We start from the raw sequence: 10,796 nt of genomic DNA on the forward strand, positions 1-10,796 counted from the left end.
GCGAAACCTGGAATCTTCAAATACTGTTGGGTTCGTTATTGATCGTAGCCGGCATTATTGTGGTCGGAACCGCCTGATGCGCATCGCAGTGGTCATTCCCTGTTACCGCACCGGACCGGCGGTGTTGACGGTACTTGCCGGCATAGGCCCAAAGGTATCGTCCATTTTTCTAATCGACGACGCCTGTCCGGAAGGAACCGCGGATTTGGTCGAAAACGCCTGTACCGATCCGCGTCTGACCGTCATCCGTCACCAGCGTAACCGTGGCGTCGGCGGCGCGGTCGTCTCCGGCATTCGAGCCGCGCTGGCCGACGGCGCCGAGGTCATTGTCAAAATTGACGGCGACGGCCAGATGGACCCCGCCTTGATCGATAAATTCGTCGAACCGATCCGGCTGGGTCGCGCCGATTACTGCAAAGGCAACCGGTTCTATCGGCTGGATTACTTGCACGACATGCCGACGATGCGCTTAATGGGCAACACCGTATTGTCGTTTGTCGCCAAAATGTCCACCGGCTATTGGAACGTGATGGACCCCACCAACGGCTATTTGGCAATGCACGGCAAAGTCGCCGGGGAACTGCCGCTAGCCAAATTGTCGCGGCGATTTTTCTTCGAATCGGACCTGCTGTTTCGCCTTAACGTCATGCGGGCGGTGGTCGAAGATATTCCGATGCGCGCCGTGTATGCCGACGAGGTCAGCAATCTGTCGATTGGCCGGGTCGTCATCGAGTTTCCCAGGCTGTATCTCAACCGATTTCTAAAACGACTGTTTTACAACTATTTTTTACGCGGCTTCAATGCGGCGTCGATAATGTTTCTGACCGGCTCGGCCTTAATGTGCGGTGGAGCCGGCTTTGGCGCCTGGCACTGGTATCACAACAGCTTGGCCGGCGTATTTTCCAGCGCCGGTACTGTAATGCTGGCGGTACTGCCCATCGTACTGGGTTTCCAACTCTTGCTCGGCGCCGTGCAAATCGACATTCAAAGCGAACCCCGCCTGCCGATACACAGCAAGCTGTAACACGGCCTTCGGATACCGCCTAAAAGCCGGCGAATCCGCTTTGCCCTGACCGGATTCAGCCCGTATAGTATTCGGCTGACTAAAATTCCAGGAATTTACCGCAGTGGACCTGATCAGCATACGCGGCGCCCGCACTCATAATTTAAAGAACATCGACATCGACCTGCCGCGCGACAAGTTGATCGTCATCACCGGCCTGTCCGGTTCCGGCAAATCGTCGCTGGCCTTCGATACCATTTACGCCGAGGGGCAGCGCCGCTACGTCGAGTCGCTGTCGGCTTACGCCCGCCAGTTTTTGTCGATGATGGAAAAGCCGGACGTCGACCATATCGAAGGCCTGTCGCCGGCGATTTCGATCGAGCAAAAATCCACCTCGCACAATCCGCGTTCGACGGTTGGCACTATCACCGAGATTTACGATTACCTGCGGCTGCTGTACGCCCGGGTCGGCATTCCGCGCTGCCCGGAGCATGGCGTGTCGCTGGAAGCCCAGACCGTCAGCCAGATGGTCGATCAGGTGCTGGCGCAGCCGGAAGGCGAGCGCTGGATGCTGCTGGCACCGGTGATCAATGACCGCAAGGGCGAGCACGTACTATTGCTGGAAGACTTGAAGGCCCAGGGCTTTTTGCGGGCCCGCATCGACGGCGAAGTTTACGAACTGGACGAGCCCCCTGCCCTGGATTTAAAGAAAAAACACACCATCGAGGTCATCGTCGACCGTTTTAAAATCAGGGACGACATTCAGCTGCGTTTGGCCGAATCGTTCGAAACTGCATTAAGGCTGTCGGAAGGTTTGGCGATTGCCGCGTCGATGGAAAACGATCAGCAATTATTGTTCTCGGAACGCTACGCCTGCCCGCACTGCGGCTATAGCCTGAGCGAGTTGGAACCGCGCATCTTCTCGTTCAATAATCCGAAAGGTGCTTGCCCCAGTTGCGACGGCCTGGGCGTACGCCAGCATTTTGATCCGCAACTGGTGGTGCACAACCCGGAGATCAGTCTAGCCGGCGGCGCGGTGCGCGGTTGGGACCGGCGCAATGCCTATTACTACCAGATCATTTGCGCGCTGGCGGCGCATTACGGTTTCGATCCGGAAGCGCCGTTTTCGCACATCCCGAAAACCGTGCAAGCCGCGATTCTGTACGGCAGCGGCGACGAAACCATCGCCTTTCAGTTTCAAATGGGCAACGGCAAGGCCAAAACCAGCCGACACAGCTTCGAAGGCATCATTCCGAATATGGAACGCCGCTACCGCGAGAGCGACTCGCAGATGGTGCGCGACGAACTCGCCAAATACCTGGCCCAGCAGACCTGCACGGTCTGCGACGGCGCCCGCCTGAATTTAGCGGCGCGCAACGTGTTCGTCGATAGCCAGCCGCTACATCATTTGACCCGGCTGCCGATCCGCGAAGCCTTGAGTTTTTTTCAAGCCCTGGTCATACCCGGCCATCGCGGCGAAATCGCCGCCAAGATCAACAAGGAAATTCAGGAACGGTTGGAGTTTCTGGTCAACGTCGGCCTGGATTATCTGACGCTGGACCGTAGCGCCGACACGCTATCCGGCGGCGAAGCGCAAAGAATACGTCTGGCCAGCCAGATCGGCGCCGGTCTGGTCGGCGTGATGTACGTGCTGGACGAACCTTCCATCGGTTTACACCAGCGCGATAACGAACGCCTGTTGAACACGCTGTTCAGACTGCGCGACCTCGGCAATACCGTGATCGTGGTCGAACACGATGAAGACGCGATCCGCGCCGCCGACCATATCGTCGACATCGGCCCCGGCGCCGGCGTCCACGGCGGCCAGATCGTCGCCCAAGGCACGCCGGCGCAAATCCTGGCCGACGCCGATTCGCTAACCGGCCGCTACCTATCCGGCGCGGAAACCATCGCGGTACCAAAGAAACCGACAGCCAACGATCCCGCCCGGCAATTGACCATCAAGGGCGCGAGCGGCAACAACCTGAAAGATGTCACGGTCAAATTCCCGGTTGGCTTGCTGACTTGCGTCACCGGCGTATCCGGCTCCGGCAAATCGACCTTAATCAACGATACGCTCTACAGCCACGCCGCCCGCCTCATCAACGGCGCCAGTTGCATTCCGGCGCCATGCGCGGCCATCGAAGGCCTGGAGCAATTCGATAAGGTGGTGGACATCGACCAAAGCCCGATCGGCCGCACGCCGCGCTCCAACCCGGCCACCTACACCGGTATCTTCACGCCGATCCGCGAATTGTTCGCGGCGGTGCCGGAAGCCCGCTCGCGCGGCTACACGCCGGGCCGCTTCAGCTTTAACGTCAAGGGCGGCCGCTGCGAAGCCTGCGCCGGCGACGGTGTGATCAAGGTGGAAATGCACTTTCTGCCGGACATCTTCGTGCCCTGCGACATCTGCCACGGCAAACGCTACAACCGGGAAACGCTGGAAATTCGCTACAAGGGCAAGACCATCCACGAAGTGCTGGAAATGACCGTCGAAGACGCCGCGCAATTCTTCTCGGCCATCCCCAGTCTGGCGCGCAAACTGCAGACCTTGATCGACGTGGGCTTGAGCTACATCACGCTGGGCCAGAACGCGGTGACGCTGTCCGGCGGCGAGGCGCAGCGGGTCAAGCTGGCGAAAGAACTATCGAAACGCGACACCGGCACCACGCTGTACATCCTCGACGAACCGACCACCGGCCTGCACTTCCACGACATCAAGCAACTGCTGAGCGTGCTGCACACGTTGCGCGACCACGGCAACACCCTGATCGTGATCGAACACAATCTGGACGTCATCAAAACCGCCGACTGGATCGTCGACATGGGCCCGGAAGGCGGCAGCGGCGGCGGCACCCTGGTCGCGGAAGGCACACCTAAGCAAATTGCCAAGCATAAGACTTCGCATACCGGGGCTTATTTGAAACGGTTTTTCGAATAAGGCCGCGCACGCTGCCTGGATCGCAGAGGGAGTATCCGGGTTCTCAAGCAACGCCCGCGCGGCGGCGCAGCCAGCGGGCGGCGCAAAGCCTACGAGGCTAGGGATTTCGGGTGGCGGGGACGACATCAGGCGACCGGTGAACGATTCGAGCCGTCACCCGCCGCCGGCATTCAGCCGCGGCGCAGGGCTTACTTAAGCGACTTCCTGCTCGCTGACCCGGCGACTGGCCGGCAGCATGCCGTACAGGCCCAGTTTGTGGCGCAGCACGTTGCGGCTGATGTCCAGCATTTTGGCGGTCTGCACTTGGTTTTGCTCGCAGTATTCGAAGGCCGAGCGAATCACGGTTTCCTCGATGATTTCGAACAGCTTGGGCGGGGTTTGGTCGAACAAGCGTTGCAGCGCGTTTTCCAGCGACACCGTTGAAATCGACGGGCTTTGCTCTGTGGCGCGCACCCCCGACAATTTAAAATCCTCCGGCCGCAGCCGATTGCCGGGGCAAACCAGCAAGGCTCTATGCACGGCGTTTTCCAGCTCGCGGATATTGCCGGGCCAGTCATAATTCAACAACGCAATTTCGGCGGCCGGGGTCAGTTTGACGTCGCCGTAACCCAGGCGATCGGCATATATTTTCAGGAAATGTTCGGTCAGCGGCAGGATGTCGCCCGGCCGTTCCCGCAGCGGCGCCAATTGGATCGTCGCGACGTTGAAGCGGTAGTACAAATCAGCCCGAAAATGCTGGGCGGCAACCGCGTCTTCCAGATTGACGTTGGTGGCGGCGATGATGCGCACGTCCACCGCCACCGGTTGGCGGGAGCCGACCTTGACCACTTCCCTTTCCTGCAACACCCGCAGCAATTTGGCTTGCAAACCCAGCGGCAAATCGCCGACCTCATCCAAAAACAGGCTGCCTTTGTTGGCCGTTTCGAACCAACCCAGTTTGGTGGATAGCGCGCCGGTAAACGAGCCGCGCTCGTGGCCGAACAATTCGCTCTCGATCAGGTTTTCGCTCAAGGCCGCGCAATTCAACGCGCCGAAGGTTTCGCGGTGGCGCTTGCTCAGGGCGTGTATGTGCCGGGCCACCAATTCCTTGCCGGTGCCGGTTTCGCCGATGATCAACACCGTGGCGTCGCTGGGCGCGATCCGCTCGATCTGTTCCAGCAAGCGCCGCGACACCGGATCTTCGAAAACCAACGCGCTGGCCCGGACCGACAAGGCCAGCGAGCGCGATTGTTGTTCGTCAAAAGCCAATAAAGTCATAAGTCCCCCGGATTCCGGCTAGCGTTGCATGGCAAATCAAAAATTTCACAAGTCCCCGAGCCGCCGACGATTTTCCAGCGTCGCTCCGTCTCGCATTGCAATCAACCTAAAAAGAGCAGTTGACGCGTATTGCGGGACGAACAGTATTTTTCATCGGTCAACGGCTCTTACTTAGGATCAAGCCTCGATTCGAGATCGGCGAAATGGTGGTTCTTGTTCCGGCCACCAATATACAAGCCGGGGATATAGCGAATAAAACGTTAATTTTCGAAAAATAAATCTAATTAATAGATAAACATCCAAACCTGCTTCGACCGATACCCTGAAATTGAACCCTACGCGGTCGGCTCTGGATGCCGGCATCGAGCAGCATGGCAGCGAATGCCTAGCGCTGATCGAGTCGTGAACAGTTTGATCATTCGCCCTTGGACTTTGTTCGGGACGAACGGACGAGCCCAAATTGAATGGCATCGCGATTTCAGCGGTGAGCAGTGCCTGGGGTCTCATTTTGGCCCCCGCCGATGGCGGCGCTTTTCAAGCAACCAAAGACCGTTCCCGCGCCAAGCGCCGCCGATCGCGGCTGAAGCGGCTCGAGATCAAGTGTCTTTTCGATCCGGCAAGCGCTCAATCGGCAAACCGAACAACTGTTGCCACGGAAACACCCGGCAAACAGAAAGCCGGCATTTCTGGTGAATCATCAGCACCACCCCGCTTCCCGGCAAACCAAGTCCCGCCATTCGGCGCGCCGGTCCGCGCCAAGCAAGACGACAAACTTTCCTTTATTTTCAACACCTTGAAACGAATTCGGCCGCCAAAACTCGGCCGACCGCCGGATCAGCGGCGAAGCTGGCACGCGTCGTGCGCTAGTAGTTTCGGAATCAGTCGGACTACCACCCCGCGACGCGGCACTGGCAACCCAGCGCGACGCCCCGGTTCCGCACCGACTTTCTTAGCCAGGCTTACCGATAAATGAGGAATATCGACATGAGCAATCTTTTTGCTACACGCCACAATTTCCAGCCGCTGGCGGCCGGATCGGAATGGCAGGCCGGCGGTTTCTTGCCGCTGGAACCAACCGGTACGGTGGCCGCCGAAACGTTTGCTAAGCATCCCTTGGCCGGCGCGCTGCAAGGTTTTCAATACCAAAGCCAAACCCGCGACCACAAGTGGTTCGACTATGTGTTTTTGGGCGTGCTGTCGGTGCTGATTCACAGCGCGGCGATGGATCTGTTTCGCGGCGCGTCGTTGGAGCAGGATTTCGTGGAACCGCCCAAGCCGGAGCCCAAGGTGCAAATCACGTTGAGCCGCCCGCGCCCGGTGGTGCCGCCGCCGATCGTGCAAGCGCCGCCGCCCAAGCCCAAGGTCGTACCGCTCAAGCCACCCAAGGAAAAACCCAAACCGGTACTGAAACCGGTCGTCGAACAAGCGCCGGTACCCGATCCGACCCCGGCGCCCATCGTAGACGCCGCGCCGACGCCCGCTCCGCCCGCGCCACCGGCGCCGGTGGTCGAGGAGAAAATCACGCCGCCGACGGCCGGCGCCGATTATCTGAACAACCCGCCGCCCGAATATCCGGAAATCGCCCAGGAACGCGGTTGGGAGGGCAAGGTGCTGATGAAGGTGCATGTTCAGCCCAACGGCAAGCCGGACAACGTCACCGTCGTCAAATCCAGCGGCCAGACGGTGCTGGACGACGCGGCGGTCAAAACCGTTTCCAAATGGTCCTTCGTGCCGGCCAAGCGCGGCGACACGCCGGTCGCCGGCTACGTGACCGTTCCGATTACTTTTAACTTATCTTGAGGTACTTCATGTCCGATATCGCCACCACCGTCATCGTTGACGGCACTTTGAACACTCTGATCGGCGCGTCCGTCGTCACCTGGGCGCTGATCCTGATCAAGGGCATCCAGCACATCCGGATTTCCTACCACAACCGCAACTTCAGCAAACGCTTCTGGGGCGCGCCGGACATTCAGGCCGCCGCCCAATTGCAGGACCAGCAGGGTCCGGCGGCGCGGGTGGCCGGTATCGGCTTTTCGACCTTGATCGAAACCGACAGTGGCGCCTCCACCCACGACTTGGAACATACCTGGGACCGCCAGGAGCTGCTGGATCGCCGTTTGCGCCAGCAAATGCAAAAAGAGCGCGGCTCGCTGGAAAGCGGCCTGGCCGTACTGGCCACCATCGGTAGCATCTCGCCCTTCGTCGGCTTGTTCGGCACGGTGTGGGGCATCATGGGCGCGCTGACCAATATCAGCAAAAGCGGCTCGGCCAGTCTGGAAGTAGTGGCCGGCCCAATCGGCGAGGCCTTGGTGGCCACGGCGGTCGGGATCGCGGTCGCGGTGCCGGCGGTGGTGGGTTACAACTTCTTCATTCGCCGCAACAAAGTGATCTGGGCCTTCCTGGACGACTTCGCCATCGACTTCGTGCATCTGGCGCTGAAAAACGCCTTTGTCATCGAACGCGCCAGCGCGGCGAAGCCCGCCAAGCTGACCGAAATCGGCGGCGGCAAAAAGAGCCGGGAACCGGCGGCGCATGACGATTTGATCGCGAAGGAGGCGCACGCTTAATGGCCATCAATACCAAAGACAACGGCGGCGACGACGACGTGATGGGCGAAATCAACGTCACGCCGCTGGTGGATGTGATGTTGGTGCTGCTGGTGGTGTTCATCGTCACCGCCCCGCTGCTGACCAACGCGGTTCACGTCAATCTGCCCAAGACCGCCGAAACCGCGCCGCCGGAGGAAAAAGCCGCCGTGTACCTGAGCGTGGACGCCACCGGCAAGGTCTTCATCGATAAACAGGAATACGCGGTCGATGCGGTCGAAACCGAATTGAAAAACCGCAAGGCCGCCGATCCGGAACTGGCGCTGAACCTGAATGCCGACGACGGCGTGCAATACGGCATCGTCGCCAAGGTGATGGCCGCGATCGAACGAGCCGGCGTGACCAAACTGGCGGTACTGACCGCTCCCCAATAACCCTAGGTCCCATCCCGGCCGCCGCCGGGATGGCTTTTGCTTTTTAGGAGACGCTACATGGCGCGCCAAACCGCCAACGACTTCCACCCGGAAGCCTTGAAAAAATTCGACGAATACGTCCACGGCGATATTTCCCGCCGCGAGTTCCTGTCCTCGGTTCCCAAATACGCGCTGCTCGGCCTGACCGCCGAGGCCTTGCTGGACGCGCTGAACCCGCGTTTCGCCCAAGCTCAGCAAGTGGCCGGCAACGATCCGCGCATCAAAACCAGCTACCTGGAATATCCGTCGCCGCACGGCAACGGCAAGGTGCGCGGTTATCTGGCGCAACCGGCTAACGCCAAGGGCAAACTGCCGGTCGTGTTGGTGATCCACGAAAATCGCGGCCTGAACCCGCATATCGAAGATATTGCTCGCCGGCTGGCGCTGGACAACTTCATCGCCTTCGCACCCGATGCGCTGTTCACGCTGGGCGGCTATCCGGGCGACGAAGACAAGGCCAGGGAATTGTTCCAGAAACTGGACAAGGCCAAAACCCAAAACGATTTTCTGGCCGCCGCGCAAGCGCTGAAAAAGTTGCCGGGCGGCAACGGCAAACTCGGCGCGGTCGGCTTTTGTTACGGCGGCGGCGTCGTCAACTTCCTGGCGACCCGCCTGCCCGACCTGGCCGCCGGCGTGCCGTTTTACGGCGCCCAGCCGCCGGCCGAGGATGTCGCTAAGATCAAGGCGGCCCTGCTGATTCATTACGCCGGCGTCGACGACCGCATCAACACCGGCTGGCCGGCCTTCGAAGCGGCCCTGCAAAAAGCCGGCACCAATTACGAAGCCCATACCTATGCCGGTGTCCAGCACGGCTTCAACAACGACACGACGCCGCGCTACGACGCCGGTACCGCCAAACTGGCCTGGGACCGGACCGTCGCCTTTTTCAACGCTTATTTACGCGACAGCTAACGCGCGGAGGTTACCGTGAAAGTGGAAGTACATGTCTGGGATTGGCCATTGCGGCTGTTTCACTGGCTGCTGGTGGCGGCGGTGGTCGGCGCTTATTGGACCGGCAAGCTCGGCGGCGAATGGACCGATTGGCACGGCCGCTTCGGCAGTCTGACCTTGGGGCTGATCGTGTTTCGCCTGCTCTGGGGCTTTATCGGCGGCACCCACGCCCGCTTCGCCAATTTCTTTCCGACATTGTCGCGCTTGCTGGCTTACGTGAAGGGCGATTGGCAAGGCGTCGGCCACAATCCGGCCGGCGCGCTGGCGGTATTCGCGTTGCTGACGGTGTTGGCGGTGCTGGTCGGTACCGGCTTGTTCGCCAACGACGATATCGCGTTCGAAGGCCCGCTGTTCGATCTGATCGACAAGGAATTCAGCGACAAACTCAGCGGCTGGCATATCCGTAGCGTTAATGTGCTGCTGTTCTTGGTTGGCGCCCACGTCGCGGCAATCGCGTTTTACCAACGCGTCAAAAAAGCCGATTTGATCGTGCCGATGCTGACCGGCAAGAAACGCCTGCCCCGCTCGCTGGCCCCGGCCGACGCCCGCCCGGCCGGCGTGTTGCGGCTGACCGCCAGCCTGTTGATCGCCGCTTCCGTGGTCTGGAGCGTCTGGGGCGGCGACCCCTTGCGCTATCTGCCGCCGCTGGCCGGCGTGCAATCGGCGCAGGCCGGCGGCCGTTGAGGTAGCCGAATTTGTCCGGATTCCGCCGCGTTGACGGCGGACGATCCCGCCCGCGCGGCCGTCCTCGCAACCGGGGCGCCGCGCGGAATGGCGACACCCGAAATTTTAACCACCAAGGAGACTTGAATGAAAACCCAACTGGCTATCGCACTGGCGCTGAGCGCCGTTACCACGGCGGCACTGGCCGGGCCGATAGAAGAACAAATCCGCTTCCGCCAATCCGCCTATTCCTTTCTGGGCTGGAATACCGCGAAAATCAAGGCGCAAGCGGTCGACCACCCGGAAACCTTCAACAAGGAACAAGTGATAGCGGCCGCCAACGCCATCGCGGCCGCCGCCAATTCCGGCATCCTGGAACAGTTGTACGGCGCCGGCACCGATCAAGGCACCGGCTGGAAACCCACCCGCCTGAAGCCGGAATATTTTCAAAAACAAGCGGAAGTCAAGGAACTGGAAGCCACGTTCATTAAGGAAGCCAACGAACTGCAAAAAGTCGCCGACGACGGCGATGTCGCGGAAATCAAGGCGCAATTCGGCAAACTCGGCGCGTCGTGCAAGAGTTGCCACGACTTGATCCGGGTCAGAGAATAAACCGTCCCGCCCCGAAAACCGCCCACCCGGGCGGTTTTTTTTGGACCGGCCAATCGCCACCAAACGAATCAACATGATCGATCCCGCCGCCGATGGTCATAAGCCAGGCCGCAAACATTGGTTTACCGAATTCGACGTTGTCGGATTCGAAGAAACCGCCGGAAAGCCGGCATCCAGTGCCCTGGATGGCGAGCTTCGAACCATCTATAGCGCCGAGATTCCGGCAATCCATGCCGGAATGACCACCTTCGGGAACGGAAGCCTGAAATTCTTAGCCATGCCGCGTTGAAGCTCTAGGCTCGCGGCCTATTCCCGACCAATGCCGTAATATATTCCCAACGCCCCAG

The 10,796-nt window shown here is 60.1% G+C and carries 11 protein-coding genes; 10 read left to right on the forward strand and 1 reads right to left on the reverse strand.

Annotated elements, in window-relative coordinates:
- Nucleotides 1–76: 76 nt before the first annotated feature.
- Complete coding sequence (locus tag AC3B8H_RS14145) at nucleotides 77–1,024, forward strand: glycosyltransferase family 2 protein (RefSeq protein ID WP_488442190.1); 948 nt, start codon at nucleotides 77–79, stop codon at nucleotides 1,022–1,024.
- Nucleotides 1,025–1,127: 103 nt separating this feature from the next.
- Nucleotides 1,128–3,944, forward strand: coding sequence for an excinuclease ABC subunit UvrA (gene uvrA, locus AC3B8H_RS14150; protein WP_488442191.1), 2,817 nt, complete (start codon nucleotides 1,128–1,130; stop codon nucleotides 3,942–3,944).
- A 192-nt stretch (nucleotides 3,945–4,136) separates the two neighbouring features.
- Here uvrA and AC3B8H_RS14155 read toward each other — a convergent pair whose 3' ends face one another.
- The gene (locus AC3B8H_RS14155) at nucleotides 4,137–5,201 is read right to left on the reverse strand and encodes a sigma-54 interaction domain-containing protein (RefSeq protein ID WP_488442192.1); all 1,065 of its coding nucleotides are present in this window, start codon (nucleotides 5,199–5,201) and stop codon (nucleotides 4,137–4,139) included.
- A 460-nt stretch (nucleotides 5,202–5,661) separates the two neighbouring features.
- On the opposite strand from AC3B8H_RS14155, the gene AC3B8H_RS14160 reads away from it, so the two are divergent.
- From AC3B8H_RS14160 to AC3B8H_RS14195, 8 genes are all read left to right on the forward strand, one after another.
- On the forward strand, nucleotides 5,662–6,174 hold the full coding sequence (locus AC3B8H_RS14160; RefSeq protein WP_488442193.1) for a hypothetical protein: 513 nt from the start codon (nucleotides 5,662–5,664) through the stop codon (nucleotides 6,172–6,174).
- An 11-nt stretch (nucleotides 6,175–6,185) separates the two neighbouring features.
- Nucleotides 6,186–7,001 carry an energy transducer TonB gene (locus tag AC3B8H_RS14165; RefSeq protein ID WP_488442194.1) on the forward strand — a complete coding sequence of 272 codons (816 nt, stop codon included), beginning with the start codon at nucleotides 6,186–6,188 and terminating at the stop codon, nucleotides 6,999–7,001.
- 8 nt (nucleotides 7,002–7,009) lie between these two features.
- Nucleotides 7,010–7,771 carry a MotA/TolQ/ExbB proton channel family protein gene (locus tag AC3B8H_RS14170; RefSeq protein ID WP_488442195.1) on the forward strand — a complete coding sequence of 254 codons (762 nt, stop codon included), beginning with the start codon at nucleotides 7,010–7,012 and terminating at the stop codon, nucleotides 7,769–7,771.
- Entirely contained in the window at nucleotides 7,771–8,184 is a 414-nt protein-coding gene (locus AC3B8H_RS14175; protein ID WP_488442196.1) for an ExbD/TolR family protein, read from the forward strand. The genes AC3B8H_RS14170 and AC3B8H_RS14175 overlap by 1 nt, the downstream gene beginning before the upstream one ends.
- Nucleotides 8,185–8,241: 57 nt before the next feature.
- Nucleotides 8,242–9,135: a dienelactone hydrolase family protein gene (locus tag AC3B8H_RS14180; RefSeq protein ID WP_488442197.1), complete on the forward strand. Its 894-nt coding sequence runs from the start codon at nucleotides 8,242–8,244 to the stop codon at nucleotides 9,133–9,135.
- Between the two features lie 15 nt (nucleotides 9,136–9,150).
- Nucleotides 9,151–9,858 carry a cytochrome b/b6 domain-containing protein gene (locus AC3B8H_RS14185; RefSeq protein ID WP_488442198.1) on the forward strand — a complete coding sequence of 236 codons (708 nt, stop codon included), beginning with the start codon at nucleotides 9,151–9,153 and terminating at the stop codon, nucleotides 9,856–9,858.
- Between the two features lie 126 nt (nucleotides 9,859–9,984).
- The gene (locus AC3B8H_RS14190) at nucleotides 9,985–10,449 is read left to right on the forward strand and encodes a c-type cytochrome (protein ID WP_488442199.1); all 465 of its coding nucleotides are present in this window, start codon (nucleotides 9,985–9,987) and stop codon (nucleotides 10,447–10,449) included.
- A gap of 73 nt (nucleotides 10,450–10,522) precedes the next feature.
- Nucleotides 10,523–10,738 (forward strand): hypothetical protein, encoded by a 216-nt coding sequence (locus AC3B8H_RS14195; RefSeq protein ID WP_488442200.1) that lies wholly within the window; start codon nucleotides 10,523–10,525, stop codon nucleotides 10,736–10,738.
- The last annotated feature ends 58 nt before the right edge of the window (nucleotides 10,739–10,796 follow it).

This window comes from Methylomonas sp. BG-2 (genome assembly GCF_057766305.1).

What these genes read in the sequence shown, in the direction of transcription:
- AC3B8H_RS14170 (WP_488442195.1), top strand. Translation starts at nt 7,010, where the DNA reads ATGTCCGATATCGCCACCACCGTCATCGTTGACGGCACTTTGAACACT.
- AC3B8H_RS14190 (WP_488442199.1), top strand. Translation starts at nt 9,985, where the DNA reads ATGAAAACCCAACTGGCTATCGCACTGGCGCTGAGCGCCGTTACCACG.
- AC3B8H_RS14155 (WP_488442192.1), bottom strand. Translation starts at nt 5,201, where the DNA reads ATGACTTTATTGGCTTTTGACGAACAACAATCGCGCTCGCTGGCCTTG.
- AC3B8H_RS14180 (WP_488442197.1), top strand. Translation starts at nt 8,242, where the DNA reads ATGGCGCGCCAAACCGCCAACGACTTCCACCCGGAAGCCTTGAAAAAA.
- AC3B8H_RS14145 (WP_488442190.1), top strand. Translation starts at nt 77, where the DNA reads ATGCGCATCGCAGTGGTCATTCCCTGTTACCGCACCGGACCGGCGGTG.
- AC3B8H_RS14195 (WP_488442200.1), top strand. Translation starts at nt 10,523, where the DNA reads ATGATCGATCCCGCCGCCGATGGTCATAAGCCAGGCCGCAAACATTGG.
- AC3B8H_RS14175 (WP_488442196.1), top strand. Translation starts at nt 7,771, where the DNA reads ATGGCCATCAATACCAAAGACAACGGCGGCGACGACGACGTGATGGGC.
- AC3B8H_RS14165 (WP_488442194.1), top strand. Translation starts at nt 6,186, where the DNA reads ATGAGCAATCTTTTTGCTACACGCCACAATTTCCAGCCGCTGGCGGCC.